The following is an 18,822-nucleotide window of genomic DNA, read 5'->3' as shown; positions in this document are numbered from 1 at the left end:
GCCGTGTATCCGTGATTTATAAGGGTTTGGTAAAATATGTCGCCAAACTCGGGTTGCAATAAAATAAAAAAGGAGCGGAAAAAATGAAAGGGAAAAAAATGATTGCCCTTGTGGTGACAGCAGTGCTCTTGGCATTAAGCGGGTGTTCGCAGCAGTCTTCGTCACCGGGAACAGACAAGCAGGCCGTGGTTGAACTCAGGCTTGCGCATTTCTTCCCCAGCACACACCCGGCTGAAACGGACCTGGTCAAACCATGGGCGCAGGCGATTGAAAAGGCGACCGGCGGTAAAGTGCGCATAACAAGCTACCCCGGCGAAAGCCTGTTAACGTCCGCCCAGATTTATGACGGGGTGGTCAACGGCATAGCGGATATCGGGCTGTCCTGTTTCGCCTATACGCGGGGACGTTTCCCGGTGCTGGAAGTTTTCGAACTGCCGGGGATTGTGTACAACAATTCGCAAGCCGCCAGCAAGGTTGCCTGGGAAGGGATAAAGAAGCTCAACCCCAAGGAGGTCCAGGACACAAAGCTGCTGATGGTGTTTAGCACAGGTCCTGGAGACCTGTATACCAAAGTCCCCGTGCGCACCCTGGGCGATTTAAACGGACTGGAAATAAGGGCTACCGGGCTGAGCGCCAAGACGCTTAAAGCGCTGGGGGCCGTGCCGGTCGCCATGCCGCAATCGGAAGCGTACGAGTCCTTGTCTAAAAGCATCGTCAAAGGGAACCTTGGTCCTGTCGAGGTCCTGAAAGGCTGGAGGCAGGCGGAGGTTACAAAATACCTGACCAAAACGCCGTTCCTCTACAATACCCTGTTTTTTATCACCATGAACAAAGCCAAATGGGATTCCCTGGATGATGGCACAAAAAAAGCCATTGAAGAAGTGAGTGCGAAATACTTTGACGAAGTGGCCTGCGGGTTATGGGACAGGCAGAATGCAGACGCTATGAAGTTTGCAGCCGAAAAAGGAATGGAATTAATCGAGCTTGCCCCGGATGAGGCTGAAAGGTGGATAAAACTTGTCTTGCCAATACAGGATGAATTCGTAGCCAATATGAACAAACAGGGGTTGGAAGGGCAGAAGATACTTGATACGGTCAAGGAATTAGCCGGCAAGTACAAGTAAAAGGGCGCAATTGAGCTTACCGGAAGGAGGCGGTGTTTTCATATGAGAAAGGTTGCTGGTGTGGTTGACATCTTAAGCCGCGAAATGGACAGGATAGCCGGCGCCTGCGTTGCCGGGGTGATGGTCCTGGTCATCGCCAACATTGTTTTGCGGCAGGCTTTTAACCGGCCTATATTGGGAACATACGAGCTTGTGGGTTATCTTACCGCTTTGGGGATCAGCCTGGCTTTGGCCCGCTGCGCTTTTCAAAACGGCCACATCGCTCTCGATTATATTGCCGGCAAGTTTCCGGTAAAGCTGCAGGCGGGCGCCGGGGTTATAATCAATTTGATTTCCCTTTGCTTTTGGGTTCTGGCCTCCTGGCGGCTTGGAGTATACGGGCTGAGCATGATGGCCAGCGGGGTGGTCTCCTCCACCGCCCAGTTGCCCGTCTATCCGGTAGTCCTGCTTATCGGCGCCGGGCTGGCCGGGCTGTGTCTTGTTCTGCTCGTAAGGCTGGTTGAGTGCTGGGAGACAATGTATTCCGGCTTTATGACCAAAAAACTGAGCCGTCCAGGTTATATGGAACCTGTGAGGAAGGCGGCCAGATGAGCACCATCCTCGTAGGCGTTGCCGGAATAGCGTTCATGTTTGTTCTCTTCATTATGGGCATGCCCATTGCCTATGCCATGGCTTTTACGGGATTCGCCGGATTCAGCTTTCTTACCTCCGCAACTGTAGGAATTGACATGGTGGCCAAGGAAATATTCAGCGTTTTTTCGTCTTACAACTTGAGCGTTATTGCCATGTTTGTCTGGATGGGGTTTCTCGCTTACTATTCGGGCATAGGGGCCCGGCTTTATATCCTGGCTTACCGGCTTGTGGGGCACCTGCCCGGCGGTTTGGCCGTAGCCACGCAGGCAGCCTGCGCGATTTTTGGGGCCATATGCGGATCAAACACGGCTACGGCGGCGACAATGGGAGCGATTGCCCTGCCGGAAATGAAAAAATACGGTTATGACATGTCGCTGGCCACGGCCAGCATCGCTGCGGGCGGGGTGCTGGGCGTGCTAATCCCGCCGAGCGTGATATTTATCGTTTACGGTGTGGCTACTGAGCAGTCCGTGGGCAGGCTTTTTCTGGCCGGCATTGTTCCCGGATTGATGCTGATGGTGCTGTATATTGTTGCCATCCTGGTCCTCGCTTACCGCAACCCTGCCCTGGCTCCTTCCGGTCCCAGGGCAGGGTGGGGAGAACGGCTGCAGGCGCTGCGAGGAGGGCTGGGCGAGGTAATTATAATTTTTGCCGTTTCCATGGGCGGTCTTTTTGCCGGCTGGTTTACGCCGACGGAAGCCGGGGCGGTGGGCGCCGCCGGGGTGCTGGCGGTCGCTTTGCTGGGAAAGAGCATGAACCGTGAACTTTTAAAGAAATCGCTGGTCGATACGACACGCACCACGGCCATGATTATGCTGGTCATTGCCGGGGCCATGATTTTTGGCCGCTTTATGGCTATCAGCCGGATACCTTTTGCGGCGGCGAGCTGGACGGGGAGTCTCGACCTTCCGCCGGCAGCCATAATGGGAGTCATCTTGTTCATATACCTGGTACTCGGGTGTTTTATCGACGCCCTGGCCATGATCCTGCTTACCATACCCATCTTCTTCCCCATAGTGGTGAAAGGTTTGGGCTATGACCCGATCTGGTTCGGGGTGATCGTCGTTCTGGTTGTGGCCATGGGAGTCATTACCCCGCCGGTGGGAATGAACGTCTATGTTATAAAAGGGGTGGCTCCGGATGTGCCCTTGGAGACAATTTTCAAAGGAATATGGCCTTTCCTGGCGGCGGTCATCGTCTGCCTGACCATATTACTCGCCTTTCCGGGTATTGTCACATTTCTTCCCAACGCCCTGATGGGAGCAGATTAGATTTACCGGCCGGTCCTGAACCGGCCGTAACTTTTACCTGGGTTTTAAGGCCGGGTTCATGTTTGCTTTTCTTGGTTTTCCAGCAGCCTGAGGGCTGTCTCCAGCAGCCGGGGGTCGTATTTTTTCCCGTTGCCTTTTATTAATTCCTTTCTTGCGTCTTCATGGGAAAGCGATTTCCTGTCAGGAGCGCCGTCGATCAAGGAATAATAGTCGCCAGCGATTGCCAGGATGCGGCACTCCAGCGGGATTTGTTCGTGTTTCAGCCCGGAAGGGTAGCCGCTGCCGTCCCAGCATTCGTGGTGCTTGAGGATCAGGTCGGCAATGGGTGTCAGGTCCTGCGAATAAAAGGCAATCCGGCAGCCTGTTTCGCAGTGCTTTTTCATTCCGGCATCTTCCTGCTCGCCGGGCAAAGCTTGTTTTGCGGGCGACTGTCTTAAGAGAGGCGCTTTGCCTATGTCATGGTACATTGCCAGCATTTTTAACCTGTCTACGTTTGTCTCCGGCATGCCGATAAGGGTAGCGATTTTTTCCGCCAGTTCCTGTACTGAACGGACCCGTGCTTCCGTTATATTTTCCGCCTCCATCACCGTTTTCATTAAGGCATTGATTACGGCAATCCTGACCGGTCTGCTGCGCTTAAGTTTTTTCGTGTACATCATGTTGTCGGCGTCCTTAAAGAGGTCAAGCATGTTCAAATCTTTTTCCCGGCTGTAGGCGAAACCGACCGACATGTACAAGGGCAAACCGGGTCCTTTCTTGTTGTATTCGCGCAGGTGTTTTTGAAGGCGTAAACAGGACTTTATAATTTCCTCCCTGCTGCAGTTTTTGAGAATGATCGCGTACTCGTCTCCGCCGATGCGGGCCATGATATCATCGGCGCTGAAGGACTTCCTGATGATAATACCGGCTTCTTTTAATAAAGAATCGCCGCAGCTGTGCCCCAGGGTGTCGTTGATCAGCTTCAACCCGTCAATATCGCAAACGACAATACCCGCTGAAACGGGCTTTTCCTTTGAATATTCATGCAAATGCTTTTCGAAAAAAAACCTGTTGCCCAGGCCGGTAAGGACATCATGCTGGCTCAGGTATTCAAGGTGTCTTTGGCTTTCCATCAATTCTTTCCTGGTCTTAATAAAGAACTGGAGTAGCATGCTGATTACGACCATGGTTCCGCAGGCGGAAAGAAAAAAATAAATCCAGGGTAAAAACCGGGTCGCTTCCTTGAAAAACAAATAGAGAAGGAAAAGAGCCGCCCAGATGATGAAAAAAAGGCCTGTCATGACGGCGCCTGTTCCCGTTGCCGTTTTGTCGCTGATAAACGCTATCCCCGTCCAGGCCATGCTCGCGCTTAAAAAGACGTGCGCCGGCAGGTTTATGAGAAAAAGGGAGCGGCTGGAGAAAACCACGGCGACGATACCGGCAAAACAGAACAAGTCCAGGTAGAGGACCAGTTTGGCGAGCGGTTTTCCGAGAAAGAGGCTGGTGGCCTTAAGCGTGCATAGACCGGCACAAAACACGACTGCTTGTTCCGCAAGTTTTACGAAGGGAGACAAGGCCAGGTAGTCGACCTTGAAAAAAAGCAGGACAAAATCCCAACCCAGTTTAATAATCAACGCCGAACCACATAAGCACCAGCAAGCAAGGAAGCGTTCGCGGTAGACCACATAAACGTAAATATAAACAAGGTAAAGGATAAAACAGTTGAAAAAGAGGATTACAAACAAGTACGCATCCATAGGCGCTGCTCCCTCAAGTATTTGTTCCGGGGATAGTAAATTTAGAAATTTTAATGAATATCCTTATATTACGCAATTCATTACATTAAAAAAGGTTTTCATCAATTCGGGGCGCAGCAGTTGTAGCAGTTGTTTTAGAGCAGGAGGAACCCCGCCGGCCGCGCGTACAAGCAGTAAAGGGAAATCGTGTAGAACCCGGCAAGAATAAAGGTCGAGATGGCCACACCCTTCCAGGAGACGACCTGGCCTTTAGTAGCCCTGACGAAAAAGTGCCCGGCCAAGAAAAAGAATAGCCCGTTTGCGGCGGCATTGGCCAGCCACGGCATCCCAGTGATTAACGCAACCTGGGAGCGGGAAGGGATCAATAAAGTGAAATCAACGAGGGAAAGTGAAGGATGAGAAATGGCGACGACCAGGGGCAGCATCATCAGGAGCAAGAATAAACCTCCCCGGTAAGGGCGGTCGGTTTTCAGGCTGCGCAGGGCGACCGGGAACAGGATAACCAGGCAAATGAAAAGCAGGCAGCTTTCCAAGAGGAGTACCGATTCCCTGTCGGACCGGTTAAAACAGGAGGAAGCGCCCCAGCTGAAGCCAAGGGCCAGGAGCGAACTTAAAAATACCGTTCTCTTTTTTTTCATGACTTGCGCCAACTCCTACCGGCACATGCGTTTATACCTCTATTTTACAACATTTGACGAAAAAAATAAGAGAATAAAATGATTTTTATACAAATTTGTCGAATAAATTGAGGACAAACGGATTAACTGTTGTCAAAAAGGGAAAAAGGCCCGGCAAGAACGGGGAAGGCGGGAGGCTGGGCTCTGGGAGGGGCAAGTTTTTCTTGACAGGCGATTTTTTTTACTAATAAAATAGAGCAGAAGGACAAACGGAGAATGGAAGGACGGCAGAATAACATGGACCTGTGAATGGTTGGCACTTGGCAGCTGCTGCAAGGCAGGCGGGCGTTGTTCACCGGCAAAGGATGGCTTGTCAGGGTTGGCCTGACAAGGGGGCAAGACCGGCCGGCGGAAACATGAGCGCCCTTTTGCGGGTGCCGTTTAATTTTTGCCATCAATAAATAAAATACGGAATACGGAAAACGGAAAGTGAAACAAGAAACAATAAATACGGTATGCGGAGTGAACAAAATGATTTGGGACAAGCAGGGAGAATGCCTTGACCGGAAAACGCTGCGGGAGATACAACTGGAAAGGTTGAAGTGGACCTTAAACAGGGTGTATGAAAATGTCCCGTTTTACAGGAAGTCCTTTGACGAAGCCGGGATAAGGCCCGAGGATATAAAAACACTGGATGACGTAGGCAGGCTTCCTTTTACCACCAAGGAAGTCCTGCGCGACAACTATCCTTTTGGACTCTTTGCTTCTCCCCGCAGGGAAGTCGTCCGCATCCACGCCTCTTCGGGAACAACGGGCAAACCTATCGTCGTGGGGTATACCAGGAACGACCTGGAAACCTGGACCAACCTGGTGGCCAGGATAATCACCATGGCTGGGGTTACGGACGAGGATGTCGCCCAGATCTGTTTCGGCTATGGGTTTTTTACCGGGGGCTTCGGCCTCCATTACGGCATGGAGAAAGTCGGGGCCATGGTTGTGCCCGCCTCTTCCGGCAACACGGAAAAACAGATCATGCTCATGCAGGATTTCGGGACCACCGCGCTGGTTTCCACTCCCAGCTATGCCCTGTATATGGCTGAGGTGGCCAAGAGCATGGGCATTGATCCAAAAACGCTGCCGGTGCGCGTCGGCCTTTTTGGCGGCGAGTCCTGCACGGAAAACATGCGGCGTGAGATCGAGGAGCTCTGGCCGCTGAAAGCCACGGACAACTACGGGTTAACCGAGGTGATTGGTCCGGGCGTCTCCGGAGAGTGCACCGTCGAGCCGGGACTTCACATCAATGAAGACCATTTCCTGGTGGAGGTTATTGACCCGGACACGGGGGAACCCCTCGATTACGGCGAAGAAGGCGAACTGGTGTTTACCACCCTCACCAAGGAGGCTTTTCCCGTGGTCCGCTACCGGACCAGGGACATCTCCGTCCTGAACCCGGAACCGTGCCGCTGCGGCCGGACAACGGTCCGGATGAGGAAGACCAAGGGCCGCACGGACGATATGCTGATCATCAAGGGAGTGAATGTTTTTCCCTCCCAGGTGGAAGCCGTCCTGTTGAACATAGAGGGCATAACCCCTCACTACCAGATGATTGTCACCAGGAAAAACTACCTTGATTCCCTGGAAATCCAGGTGGAAATCCGGCCGGAATGGTTCAGCGACAATTACCGGGAGATAGTAAAGATTGAGGAAAAGATCCAAAAAGGGCTGCAGAAGGTGATTGGGTTGGACGCCAAGGTTACCCTGGTGGCGCCCAACTCGATTGAGCGGACAACAGGCAAATCGAAAAGAGTGATCGACCTGAGGCCGAAGTGAAAAGATGAAACCCAGAGATCAAGAACGCTCTGGGTTTTTGATTTTTATTTGGTGATGTTGGTTAATTTGGGAATTTTTATTGCTATACTGCAGGATAGTATGTATTTATGTCGAAAGTTAATATTATACTGTTGGAAACCAAGGGGAATATATGTAATATTATGTCAGCAGATCAATTATATGCTCATTCTAAAAATCAACAAGGTAAATGGCACCTGCTTTCTCAGCATCTCTTTGGAGTTGGCGAAATTATGCGCCGTTTTTCGGAAGATTTTTATAATGGGAAAGTAAGTGAGCTTGCCTGGTTAATCGGAATAATTCACGACTTAGGAAAAGTACACCCCGGGTTTCAAGAATATTTAAAGGCGCAAACAGAAGGGATGAAGCATCCAAAAGTGCCTCATTCGCCATGGAGCGCCTCTTTTGTTTATCGCGTATTTGAAAATTTTCAAGGTAGACACATGCTTGCCTTACCGGTTGCAGGGCATCATTCGGGCTTAGGTGAACACGGAGGACTGCAGGCCAACATTTGTGAAAATTACTGTGAACAAGGAATACTTGAAGCTATGTTCAAGACATTCAAAGAAACCGTGGAAATATATCCCCACATCAGCATTCCTTCGGGTTTAACGGATTTACAGCGTGAACTTCTCGTGCGCATGCTTTTTTCGGCGTTGATCGATGCTGACCGGATAGATACCGAAAAGCATTTTCAGGGGGACAATTCATTTTGGCAAGAAACAAAACCAACGCTGATAGAGATGTACGAAACATTACAAGACAATCAGATGCAATTAATTTCGCAAAGTGAGCCGTCATTAGTGAATTTGGTACGTAGAGAGGTCTATGAAAACTGCTTGGCAAGCGCGGGTGGGTCTCCCGGGTTTTATCGTCTGACTGTTCCTACGGGAGGAGGTAAAACGCGGAGCGCACTTGCTTTTGCATTAAAACATGCCCTGTCAAATAACCAGCGTAGAATTGTTTTTGGCATTCCATATACGAGCATTATCGATCAGACCGCAAGTATTTTTCGAGATATTCTTGGTGAGCGAGCAGTACTGGAACACCACAGCCAGGTTATCATATCCGACGATGAAGATGAGAGTACTATTCATCTCCGACTGGCGGAAGAAAACTGGGATTTTCCGTTAATTGTTACTACAACGGTGCAGTTGTTTGAAAGCCTTTTTGCCAATGGTCCTTCCCGGTGCAGAAAAATTCATAACCTGGCCAAAAGTGTGATTGTGCTTGATGAAGCGCAAAGCCTACCTGTTCATTTATTGAAACCGACACTGCAGGTTTTGCGCGATTTAGTAGAAAACTACGAAACGACGGTAGTTCTGTCGACTGCGACACAACCCGCCTTACAGAGCGAATACTTGCCAGAATTACAAGGAATTGAAATAAAAGAAATAGTACCGGATTTCAAAAAACATTTTAATGAGCTGAAAAGAGTAAGCTATCAGCGTCTACCCGGGTTATTAACAATTGAAGAATTGAGCCAGGAAATACATAAACATGACCAAGTGCTGGTAGTTTTGAACAGCCGCAAAGATGCACTTGAACTTGTTGATGCACTCAAAGGGAAAAACGTTTATCATCTTTCGACACTGCTGTGTGGAGCACACCGCAGGCAGGTTTTGGAAGAAGTCCGCAGGTGTTTGAAGGACAAGCAGAGAGTACGTCAAGTGCGTCTAATCAGCACACAAGTAGTGGAAGCGGGGGTTGACCTTGATTTTCCAACCGTGTATAGAGTTATAGGACCTCTGGATCGTATTGTACAGGCAGCCGGGCGGTGCAATAGAGAAGGGCGGATGCCCAAGCTGGGAAGGATAGTACTTTTTGAACTTCAGGAGGGCAGACATCCCCGGGGACCTTATAAAGCAGGGATTGAGGAAGCCCGGATGCTTCTTGAAGAATATAAAACATTAGATGTGTTAGGAGAGCCGCATATTTACGAGATTTATTTTTCCAGGCTTTATAAAACATTGGGCAACGATATGGATATAAAAAGAATTCAGAAAAAGAGGGAAAAAATGAACTTCCCCGAAACAGATAAAGCCTATCGGCTCATAGAGGAGGAGACGGTTCCCGTTGTGGTCAGGTATGGCCGGTATGAAGAAGCATTGGAGGCTTGGTTAAAGTGTCCAAACCAGAACAACTGGAGAAAACTTCAACAATTTATAGTAAATGTATTTGCCTGGGAAGGAAAAGGCTATATAAAGGATGGTCTGATGTCCGAACTTATTAAGGGACTATATATTTGGGAGGGGGGGTACGATAACCTAAAAGGTATTGGCGGATTTCAGCGTGACCCAAGCGATCTAATAGTATAGAGGAGGGAGGCATATTGGAGAATGAAATTTTCAAGTGCGATGTTGCTGTTAAACTGGAAGGCGAATTAGCCTGTTTTACCAGGCCGGAATTTAAAGTCGAACGGGTAACATATCCGGTGATGACGCCTAGCGCGGCGCGCGGCGTCCTGGAAGCGATATTTTGGAAACCGGAAATACGTTGGGAAGTGCGTCAGATCTGGGTGCTGAAACCTATTAAAGAATTTTCATTACTGCGCAACGAGATTGACAGCCGGCAGAGCGCTCGTTCTAAAACATTTTTTATTGAAGACAAGCGGCAACAGCGGACCACCTTGTTTCTTAAAGACGTTGCCTATCTGGTCCTGGCAGACATTCGGCTTAAAAGCAGTACAAAGGATTGTAAAAAGAAGTACCTGGAACAGTTTAACCGAAGGATAGAAAATGGCAGGTGTTTTCACCAGCCTTATTTGGGTACCAGGGAGTGTACGGCTTCATTTGAAAAAGCCTCGGGAAACGAAAAACCAATTCCGGACTGCTTAACTATAGGCAATATGCTTTTTGACCTAGCCTTTTGCCCGAGCGAGTCCTGCCGGGAGATGGAATTTCTGCAGCACAGCGATAATAAAGCTCATAAAAGGGCGGGCTATAAACAAGCGCTCTATTTTACGGCCACGCTGGATAAAGGCGTCATGACGGTTCCGCAGAGTAAATATGAAGAACTGTACGGATTGGAGGGCATCGATGTTAAAGGAATTGGTTGAAAAAGCTGAAAAATTGGAACAGGAAGGAAAACTTTACCCGGTTGGATACACAGTGTATTCCGAACGCATTAAGTGGGAGGTGCACCTGTACCCTGACGAAAACCGCATATATGTAAAGGAATATGACGGTGAAAACAGAGCCAGAGCATTAACATCAAAACGTACAAGTGGAATTATAGCATATCCTTTTGCTGACGAAAGCGCCTATGTGTTGGGAATTGAAACGCAAAAAGGCGGGGGGCAGGACAAAAATGCTCAAAAAAAGCATCAGGAATATATGAAAATGCTTGATGAAATGCTTGAATCGTCACACTTTTCCACTCCCCTGCTGGTGGAAGCAATTGATTTCCTGCGCAGCAGGCTGACGGATGAAACACTAAAAAAAGCATTTGCGGGGCGAAAAATATACGGCAAGGATTGGATTACATTTGTATATGAAAAAGAGTCTTTAAAAGGTCAACACCTGCATGAACTATGTGAAACAAAGGCGTTTTGGAAACAAAAAGCTGAAGAAATGGGTTGTACCTCGGCTTGGGGTTATTGCAGTATATGCGGCGCCAAAGCGAAGGCACTGACGAACATAACGACCAATGTAAATTTGCTGGGGAGTAGACGGCAGATAGCCAGTTACAATAAAGAGGCTTTTGTTTCGTATCGGGTTTCCGCTAAAGGGGCGTCTTTGGGTATTTGCTTTTCATGTGCAGAAAAAGCGTCTCAAACGCTCGAGTTTTTACTAAAAAACAATTCAATACCTCTTTTTCTAGATAAAAAAGCTTCAGGCCAGGTGAACTATGATAGCTCGAGAAACCAAGTCGCCACATTTTGGTTAAAGGAAGATGCCACTGTAACTACAGGCAAGACAGAATTCAGTTTGTCAGATATATTTTTAAGCACACTTGATTTTTCAGAGAAAATCCGGGTCGAAACGACAGAACAATTGGTTGAGGATTTCCTCAAAAGCCCATGGTCAGGAGAAAGGGCGTCCTTGAATCTGGAAGAAAACGCAGTATATTTGGCGGTATTTTCTCCTAATGGGGAAGGCCGGCTTGCACTGCGGGACTGGCTGCACGTGTCTGCCGGCCGGGTTAAACAGAATTTAATGAAATATTTTAAAGCCATCCAGCTTGTAGATGCTTTCGGTATGGACAGGCGTCCGTATGGTATTAAAGAATTGCTGGAGATATTGGACGATACTGAACCAAACGTGGTAAAAGGGCTGCTCAGGACTGCTTTTCTCGGCGAAAGACCTCCCGTTTCCCTGCTCCAGTCAGCTGTTCGCAGGTTGCGGATTTCAGGGGCCAGGGATGGGAGTCTGACCGATACTGACAAACGAAACAAGAAAAGGAAAATGGGTTTGGATCCGAGAGACATTTGGCAACGACTTTGCACAATAATTAAATTAGCTCTCTTTTATGGGAAGGAGGAGGTAAACAAGATGGATCGGTTAGACAAAACAAGGGCAGACGCTTCCTACCAATCAGGAAGGCTGTTAGCTGCGCTGGAAGAGATACAGCGAAGGGCGGCTTCGTCAAAACTGTCATCCACAGTTGTGGAGCGTTATTACGGTTCGGCATCAACTTCGCCACAAACGGTTTTCCCGATGCTGTTAAGCACGGCTACAAAAGGCCATATGCCCAAGATACGCAAAAACAACTATGGCTATGTTGAGCTTGAAGGGTTGCTGGAAGAAATAATGACCAGGATTGATGAAGCGGGAGGATTTCCCAAGACGTTGCTTTTGAGTCAACAGGGAGAGTTTGCCTTGGGGTTTTATCACCAGCGCGCTGCAATTAATGCCGGCAAAAGGAAAAATGAATTAAAACGTATGGAGGTTGATAATAATGGAACTTTATCTTGATCCTAATAAGAGGCATGATTTTATCCTGCTTTTTGATGTGACCAACGGAAATCCAAATGGCGACCCCGATGCGGGCAATATGCCCCGTATAGATCCTGAAACAAATTACGGTTTTGTGACTGATGTTGCCTTGAAAAGAAAAATACGTGATTACGCGGCAATGGCTTATGAAAAAGAAATATATATTCAAAGCAAGTCAGCATTAAACACTCTATATTATAAGGCTATGAAAGACGAAGGATTTGATTTCCCGGAAGTTGCGGTTAGCGACGACGAACTGCTTGATTGGTTGGCGTATAAAGCTGCTGACGTGTTTGATGTGGATTTGGAAACCAGAAAAGTTAAGTACACACATGAGTTTAAAAATTATAGCGAGATAATTGAAAACTTGAAAGAAAACATAGAGATTCCTGAAAAATTGAATAGTAAGATTGTTCAGCTTTCGAAAGACCTTGTGGCAGCCCAGAAAAATATAAAGAAAAAACTTACGCAAAAAGACAGAGACGCAATTAAGGAAGTGCTTGTCAAACAGTATTACGATATACGTATGTTTGGAGCTGTCTTGACTGCTGGAACCAATGCCGGCCAGGTTAGGGGCCCTGTTCAGCTTACTTTTGCCAAATCCATTTCTCCTATTCTGCCAATGGATGTGAGCATTACCAGGATTGCTATAACGCGCGAAGCGGATAAAAAGAAAAAACAGACAGAAATGGGAAGAAAGGCAATAATTCCTTATGGTCTGTATAGGGCGCACGGGTTTTATAACCCCAAATTGGCTGAAAAACTTTGCGGTGATGGAAATCCTGTATCCGAAGAAGATCTTAAAATTCTCTGGGATGCGCTGCGAAATATGTTTGAATATGATCGTTCCGCGTCTCGCGGCGAAATGGTTTGTCGCGGTCTTTACATCTTTACTCACAACGATGAGAAGGGGCTTGGAGCCGCACCAGCACATAAGCTTTTTGAGAGGCTTATTATAAAACAAGTAGATAAAAATTCGCCTCCGCGTTCTTTTCAAGATTACGAAGTTATCATGAACAAGGATAACTGGCCTGAAAAAATTGCTTTAAAGGAAGTAATATAAATAGTATGTATACTGAAGACGAATTGCTCCCAGTTTCCGCGCTGCAGCACCTTGTTTTTTGCAAACGGCAGTGGGCTCTGATTCATTTGGAACAGGTTTGGGAGGAAAATGTCCTTACAATTGAAGGAAAGCAGATGCACGAAAAAACAGATGAGATAGAGCGGGAGGTCCGAGGCGATGTCATTACTGTAAGGGGATTACATATCAGGTCATATAAATATGGCTTGGTTGGTAAAGCGGATGTAGTTGAATTTATTAGGATAAGTAATAAAGAAACCCTGGAAGGGGTCTCTATTAAGGGTCAAGAAGGTTTATGGAGACCAATGCCAGTAGAGTACAAGCACGGTAAACCTAAAACTGACATTTGTGATGAGATACAGCTATGTGCTCAGGCGATGTGTTTAGAAGAAATGTTGGCTGTATCAATCCCTCGCGGTGCCTTGTTTTACGGCAAGCCCAGACGCCGCAGCGCAATTGATTTTACCAAACGCTTACGCGAAAGAACCGAAGAAGCTGCAGTTGATTTACACCGAATGACGATTGAACAAAAAACACCGGAAGCACAGTTTGAAAAAAAATGTTTAAGCTGTTCGCTGTTAAAGCTATGTCTCCCTAAAACGGCTGGCTCCGGGAAAAGCGCTAAGGCTTATATACTGCAAATCATCAAAGAAGTGAGCGGCGGAGAGGACGTTGTGTTATGAAACGATTATTAAATACATTATATGTTACTTCACAGGGTGCTTATTTATCGAAAGAAGGTGATACAGTACATGTAAAAGTAGAAAATGAGACAAAACTCAGAATACCGATTCACAACTTGGGCAGTATTGTATGTTTTGGGCAAGTTTCTTGCAGTCCGTTTATAATGGGGTTATGCGGTGAACGAAACGTATCTTTAGCATTTTTTACAGAAAACGGACGTTTTATGGCACGTGTAGAAGGACCGGTTTCAGGAAATGTTCTCCTTCGCAGGGCACAATATCGGAAGGCCGATGACCAGCAAACGACAGGTGAGTTGGCTCGATCGATAGTTGTTGGGAAAATTGCCAATTCCCGGATTGTATTGATGCGCGCTCTTAGGGATTATCCAGGATGTGCCGGCGTTGAAGTGATTGAAGGAGCAATAAAAAAGCTAGCTCGTATAATGGAAGATATGAAGCATATATATTCCATTGATTGGGTGCGAGGTAAAGAGGGAGAAGCCGCTAGAATATATTTTGAAGCATTTGATTATTTGATCACCGGGCAAAAAGATGAGTTTTACTTTAAAGAACGAACCAGGAGACCCCCTCTTGACAATATGAATGCGCTCCTCTCTTTTCTTTATACGCTTTTAACTCATGATGTTGCCTCTGCTTTGGAAGGAGTTGGGTTAGATCCTGCAGTGGGATTTCTACACCGGGATAGACCAGGTCGTCCAGGTTTAGCACTCGATCTGATGGAAGAACTTAGACCTATACTTGCCGATAGACTTGCATTGACACTTGTAAACCGCCGTCAGGTTAAAGGCAAGGGTTTTATAAAAAGAGAAACTGGGGCCGTTGTTATGGATGATGCCACAAGAAAGGAAGTACTTAATGCATACCAGATAAGGAAACGGGATGAAATCACCCATGCATTTTTGGATGAAAAAATTTCATTAGGTCTCGTTCCCCATGTACAAGCTATGTTGTTGGCAAGATATTTTAGAGGAGATTTAGACGGGTATCCTCCTTTCAGATGGAGATAAGGGAGGAATTTATATGATGGTGCTTATTACTTATGATGTTAATACTGTAACGGCTGCTGGTCGTAAAAGATTAAGGAATGTGGCTAAACAATGTGAAAATTATGGTCAGCGGGTACAGAATTCAGTTTTTGAATGCCTTGTTGAACCGGCACAATTTGTTGTATTAAAAAACCAGCTAGAAAACATAATTGATAAAGAATTAGATAGTTTAAGGTTCTATTTTTTAGGAGCAAACTGGAAAAGAAGAGTTGAACACATAGGAGCTAAGATTTCGTACGATCCTGAAGGTTTTTTAAATGTTTAGGTTCGCGAACCAAAAGTATACATGTCTTTCATTACTGAGTCGCGATGCAACAGCAGTATTAATTACAGGAAAGATTATATTAACTACAGTGAAATTTTTTAGAAAAGAAACATGGTTTCGCGAGAAACTGTTAATAAAATATTGATATGCCTAGCTTAAAAGGCAATACAGTCGCGCCCCATGCGGGCGCGTGGATCGAAACGGAAATATTCGTTTCATTGCTATTGAGCATCCGGTCGCGCCCCATGCGGGCGCGTGGATCGAAACGAGTAGTGGTCAGTTTTATCTCATATTTTTTAGGTGTCGCGCCCCATGCGGGCGCGTGGATCGAAACCTGATGTCGATAAGGCAAGAATTGAGTTGTTAGCGTCGCGCCCCATGCGGGCGCGTGGATCGAAACCACTACTCCTATTGGTGTTCGTGGAAATGTGTTTTCAGGTCGCGCCCCATGCGGGCGCGTGGATCGAAACCAGTATCTTCTGCCGCCTTTGTATTTCTGCCTCCGGGTCGCGCCCCATGCGGGCGCGTGGATCGAAACACGGATACGAAGGGCTATCTTTTTCGCCTTTATTGTCGCGCCCCATGCGGGCGCGTGGATCGAAACCCGCGCTGACACACGAAATTGGGAGATGGAGGGATGTCGCGCCCCATGCGGGCGCGTGGATCGAAACGCGTTTATTAACCTTCTAACCTCCCGCCTGGCTCGTCGCGCCCCATGCGGGCGCGTGGATCGAAACTCTGCTTATGTGTAGTATAAATCAAGTTAAGTATAGTCGCGCCCCATGCGGGCGCGTGGATCGAAACCAAATCATCATAATGCCATTTTGAAGCCCAGACCTGTCGCGCCCCATGCGGGCGCGTGGATCGAAACTTTTTTTCTGCCTTTCGTTTTTTCCTAAAGGGATGTCGCGCCCCATGCGGGCGCGTGGATCGAAACTTCTACTGTACCAGGAGACTTAATTCGCTCACGATGTCGCGCCCCATGCGGGCGCGTGGATCGAAACACTAAAGGTTGTAGACCTTGACAACTGATTCGTCGTCGCGCCCCATGCGGGCGCGTGGATCGAAACTTTTTTTCCATGACGATATTCCACTGTCAATTTAGTCGCGCCCCATGCGGGCGCGTGGATCGAAACACGCTCTCCCATATGTTCAATATACGGACGAACGGTCGCGCCCCATGCGGGCGCGTGGATCGAAACTGATCTGGACAAATCGGAAGGCAGCTTTATCTGGGGTCGCGCCCCATGCGGGCGCGTGGATCGAAACATGGAAAATCCGATACCAGCGCCGCAATCAATTGGTCGCGCCCCATGCGGGCGCGTGGATCGAAACAGGACCTCGCTATGCCCTTCTTTTGGATTCGCCGTCGCGCCCCATGCGGGCGCGTGGATCGAAACATGGTAATCCCTCCATCTCCCAATTTCGTGTGTCAGTCGCGCCCCATGCGGGCGCGTGGATCGAAACCGCTGGCCTAGAGTGGAAAGAGCGCAGGAATTTGGTCGCGCCCCATGCGGGCGCGTGGATCGAAACTCGACGTGCCTGTCTGGGCGCCGCACGTAGAAATAGTCGCGCCCCATGCGGGCGCGTGGATCGAAACTTGCGGTAATCTTAAAGGTATTGGGCTCACCGCCGTCGCGCCCCATGCGGGCGCGTGGATCGAAACCAACGATAGCGCGGCGGAGATCGAGACTATCCTTGTCGCGCCCCATGCGGGCGCGTGGATCGAAACCCTTCTTCGTCAGGGGAGCAATGCAAAATATATGGTCGCGCCCCATGCGGGCGCGTGGATCGAAACCAGCCTCAGGCTGGACGACGAAAACGCCCAGTGGGGTCGCGCCCCATGCGGGCGCGTGGATCGAAACTTATGCTGGTTTTGTGTAGTTACTACACCTATGAGGTCGCGCCCCATGCGGGCGCGTGGATCGAAACCCCCTTCCAGCTTTCGCAATAGCCGCAACAACCGTCGCGCCCCATGCGGGCGCGTGGATCGAAACCATTTATGCACACGCATTTGTTGGCGTGTCTTGAGTCGCGCCCCATGCGGGCGCGTGGATCGAAACGGCTACCCGCGCGGCACTCACGGTCGGAACGGGTAGTCGCGCCCCATGCGGGCGCGTGGATCGAAACCCGATCTGGAGCAACTCCTTGCCGCAGCAAAAGCGAGTCGCGCCCCATGCGGGCGCGTGGATCGAAACCACTCCACCATGTATCCATGAGCCCGGCCCAGTGTCGCGCCCCATGCGGGCGCGTGGATCGAAACTATGTCCCTCCCAGCGCAATAGGTGCACGGTAGGTCGCGCCCCATGCGGGCGCGTGGATCGAAACTTACAGGCAGAAACGGTAAATGGACGAGTTGCAAGTGTCGCGCCCCATGCGGGCGCGTGGATCGAAACTCAGGTATCTTCATCATTTCACCCCTGCCAACTGGTCGCGCCCCATGCGGGCGCGTGGATCGAAACTTCTCTAGGTTTAATCGGATTCTCACAGTTTACATGTCGCGCCCCATGCGGGCGCGTGGATCGAAACATTTTTTGGCCGCCCTGAACCCTAAACAATAAAAGGGTCGCGCCCCATGCGGGCGCGTGGATCGAAACATCATAGGGCTGGAAGACGATGAAGTCCTGGAAGAGTCGCGCCCCATGCGGGCGCGTGGATCGAAACAATATTCTGACCGTCATTGATCCTGAGGAGCGTCAGTCGCGCCCCATGCGGGCGCGTGGATCGAAACAACGACAACGTGGCACACAAAGTATCCCGTAGGAGTCGCGCCCCATGCGGGCGCGTGGATCGAAACTATATCTGGCACAGCAACCTTCCGCATCACTCCTGTCGCGCCCCATGCGGGCGCGTGGATCGAAACAGAAAAGGCGGCGGCCGATTACCAAAAGGCCATGACGTCGCGCCCCATGCGGGCGCGTGGATCGAAACTTTTGCAAACCGTCAAGGAATATTCAGAGCGGATGTCGCGCCCCATGCGGGCGCGTGGATCGAAACGTCCCCTGTCCCAACTGTAGCCCCTCACCAGCCTGTCGCGCCCCATGCGGGCGCGTGGATCGAAACAGCGCTCATTTATTTCACTCCTTCCTGTTCTTATAGTCGCGCCCCATGCGGGCGCGTGGATCGAAACTAGCGACGGGTACGGGACAAGTTCTGAATTTGCAAAGTCGCGCCCCATGCGGGCGCGTGGATCGAAACAACTTTCACTTTTACGGCATCGTCAACATCAACGTCGCGCCCCATGCGGGCGCGTGGATCGAAACGTGATGTCAATATGATCGTCGTAAGCATACTGTTTTGTCGCGCCCCATGCGGGCGCGTGGATCGAAACGGCGCGGCGTGATAGGATGATAGAGGGAGCATCTGACAGTCGCGCCTCATGCGGGCGCGTGGATTGAAACATAGTACTAACAAGATAGCCATTGTGCATTATAAATATACAGACAATAATAAATTATAACCTCATTATGAAATAATGGCATAAGTAAAAAAATAATATAAAATAAAACAGGAGTTATGCAGTTGATGGAAAATAACACCAAAGCATAATCAAAAAATAT

The 18,822-nt window shown here is 48.9% G+C and carries 13 protein-coding genes and 1 CRISPR repeat array; of the genes, 11 read left to right on the top strand and 2 right to left on the bottom strand.

All coding sequences use genetic code 11. The features are described 5' to 3' along the window. Positions 1 to 83 precede the first annotated feature (83 nt). From NUV48_14280 to NUV48_14270, 3 genes are read left to right on the top strand one after another with little or no spacing between them, the layout of a single operon-like run. The gene (locus NUV48_14280; protein ID MCR4443298.1) at positions 84 to 1,124 is read left to right on the top strand and encodes a TRAP transporter substrate-binding protein; all 1,041 of its coding nucleotides are present in this window, start codon (positions 84 to 86) and stop codon (positions 1,122 to 1,124) included. Positions 1,125 to 1,166: 42 nt separating this feature from the next. Beyond that, on the top strand, positions 1,167 to 1,715 hold the full coding sequence (locus tag NUV48_14275) for a TRAP transporter small permease (protein ID MCR4443297.1): 549 nt from the start codon (positions 1,167 to 1,169) through the stop codon (positions 1,713 to 1,715). Beyond that, positions 1,712 to 3,028: a TRAP transporter large permease gene (locus tag NUV48_14270; protein MCR4443296.1), complete on the top strand. Its 1,317-nt coding sequence runs from the start codon at positions 1,712 to 1,714 to the stop codon at positions 3,026 to 3,028. The genes NUV48_14275 and NUV48_14270 overlap by 4 nt, the downstream gene beginning before the upstream one ends. Positions 3,029 to 3,084: 56 nt before the next feature. Here NUV48_14270 and NUV48_14265 read toward each other — a convergent pair whose 3' ends face one another. Together NUV48_14265 and NUV48_14260 are read right to left on the bottom strand one after the other, a co-directional pair. Continuing rightward, positions 3,085 to 4,764 carry a diguanylate cyclase gene (locus NUV48_14265; GenBank protein MCR4443295.1) on the bottom strand — a complete coding sequence of 560 codons (1,680 nt, stop codon included), beginning with the start codon at positions 4,762 to 4,764 and terminating at the stop codon, positions 3,085 to 3,087. Between the two features lie 134 nt (positions 4,765 to 4,898). After that, entirely contained in the window at positions 4,899 to 5,402 is a 504-nt protein-coding gene (locus tag NUV48_14260) for a hypothetical protein (protein ID MCR4443294.1), read from the bottom strand. 510 nt (positions 5,403 to 5,912) lie between these two features. Here NUV48_14260 and NUV48_14255 point away from each other — a divergent pair. The 8 genes from NUV48_14255 (at position 5,913) to cas2 (ending at position 15,262) form a co-directional block, all read left to right on the top strand. Beyond that, the gene (locus NUV48_14255) at positions 5,913 to 7,211 is read left to right on the top strand and encodes a phenylacetate--CoA ligase (protein ID MCR4443293.1); all 1,299 of its coding nucleotides are present in this window, start codon (positions 5,913 to 5,915) and stop codon (positions 7,209 to 7,211) included. A gap of 107 nt (positions 7,212 to 7,318) precedes the next feature. Further along, positions 7,319 to 9,547, top strand: coding sequence for a CRISPR-associated helicase Cas3' (gene cas3, locus NUV48_14250; GenBank protein MCR4443292.1), 2,229 nt, complete (start codon positions 7,319 to 7,321; stop codon positions 9,545 to 9,547). A 14-nt stretch (positions 9,548 to 9,561) separates the two neighbouring features. After that, positions 9,562 to 10,287: a type I-C CRISPR-associated protein Cas5c gene (gene cas5c / locus NUV48_14245; protein ID MCR4443291.1), complete on the top strand. Its 726-nt coding sequence runs from the start codon at positions 9,562 to 9,564 to the stop codon at positions 10,285 to 10,287. After that, positions 10,268 to 12,145, top strand: a complete 1,878-nt coding sequence (cas8c, locus tag NUV48_14240; protein MCR4443290.1) for a type I-C CRISPR-associated protein Cas8c/Csd1 — start codon at positions 10,268 to 10,270, stop codon at positions 12,143 to 12,145. The genes cas5c and cas8c overlap by 20 nt, the downstream gene beginning before the upstream one ends. Continuing rightward, positions 12,129 to 13,229: a type I-C CRISPR-associated protein Cas7/Csd2 gene (gene cas7c / locus NUV48_14235; GenBank protein ID MCR4443289.1), complete on the top strand. Its 1,101-nt coding sequence runs from the start codon at positions 12,129 to 12,131 to the stop codon at positions 13,227 to 13,229. The genes cas8c and cas7c overlap by 17 nt, the downstream gene beginning before the upstream one ends. A 5-nt stretch (positions 13,230 to 13,234) precedes the next feature. Continuing rightward, positions 13,235 to 13,930, top strand: a complete 696-nt coding sequence (gene cas4 / locus NUV48_14230; protein MCR4443288.1) for a CRISPR-associated protein Cas4 — start codon at positions 13,235 to 13,237, stop codon at positions 13,928 to 13,930. After that, entirely contained in the window at positions 13,927 to 14,958 is a 1,032-nt protein-coding gene (cas1c, locus tag NUV48_14225) for a type I-C CRISPR-associated endonuclease Cas1c (protein ID MCR4443287.1), read from the top strand. Before cas4 ends, cas1c begins: the two co-directional genes overlap by 4 nt. Positions 14,959 to 14,971: 13 nt before the next feature. Further along, positions 14,972 to 15,262: a CRISPR-associated endonuclease Cas2 gene (gene cas2, locus NUV48_14220; protein ID MCR4443286.1), complete on the top strand. Its 291-nt coding sequence runs from the start codon at positions 14,972 to 14,974 to the stop codon at positions 15,260 to 15,262. Positions 15,263 to 15,432: 170 nt separating this feature from the next. Continuing rightward, a CRISPR array of direct repeats spans positions 15,433 to 18,663; the repeat unit is 32 nt; unit sequence GTCGCGCCCCATGCGGGCGCGTGGATCGAAAC. Positions 18,664 to 18,822 lie beyond the last annotated feature (159 nt).

The sequence above is a fragment of the Peptococcaceae bacterium genome (assembly GCA_024655825.1).
GTDB lineage: Bacteria > Bacillota > Peptococcia > DRI-13 > PHAD01 > JANLFJ01.
This window is presented reverse-complemented; position numbering and strand designations above follow the sequence as displayed.

Bases quoted from the DNA above. Each gene is read 5' to 3' on its own strand.
- cas8c (MCR4443290.1), top strand. From the start codon at position 10,268: ATGTTAAAGGAATTGGTTGAAAAAGCTGAAAAATTGGAACAGGAAGGA.
- NUV48_14275 (MCR4443297.1), top strand. From the start codon at position 1,167: ATGAGAAAGGTTGCTGGTGTGGTTGACATCTTAAGCCGCGAAATGGAC.
- cas2 (MCR4443286.1), top strand. From the start codon at position 14,972: ATGATGGTGCTTATTACTTATGATGTTAATACTGTAACGGCTGCTGGT.
- NUV48_14255 (MCR4443293.1), top strand. From the start codon at position 5,913: ATGATTTGGGACAAGCAGGGAGAATGCCTTGACCGGAAAACGCTGCGG.
- NUV48_14270 (MCR4443296.1), top strand. From the start codon at position 1,712: ATGAGCACCATCCTCGTAGGCGTTGCCGGAATAGCGTTCATGTTTGTT.
- cas3 (MCR4443292.1), top strand. From the start codon at position 7,319: ATGTCGAAAGTTAATATTATACTGTTGGAAACCAAGGGGAATATATGT.
- NUV48_14260 (MCR4443294.1), bottom strand. From the start codon at position 5,402: ATGAAAAAAAAGAGAACGGTATTTTTAAGTTCGCTCCTGGCCCTTGGC.
- cas7c (MCR4443289.1), top strand. From the start codon at position 12,129: ATGGAACTTTATCTTGATCCTAATAAGAGGCATGATTTTATCCTGCTT.
- NUV48_14280 (MCR4443298.1), top strand. From the start codon at position 84: ATGAAAGGGAAAAAAATGATTGCCCTTGTGGTGACAGCAGTGCTCTTG.
- cas4 (MCR4443288.1), top strand. From the start codon at position 13,235: ATGTATACTGAAGACGAATTGCTCCCAGTTTCCGCGCTGCAGCACCTT.
- NUV48_14265 (MCR4443295.1), bottom strand. From the start codon at position 4,764: ATGGATGCGTACTTGTTTGTAATCCTCTTTTTCAACTGTTTTATCCTT.
- cas1c (MCR4443287.1), top strand. From the start codon at position 13,927: ATGAAACGATTATTAAATACATTATATGTTACTTCACAGGGTGCTTAT.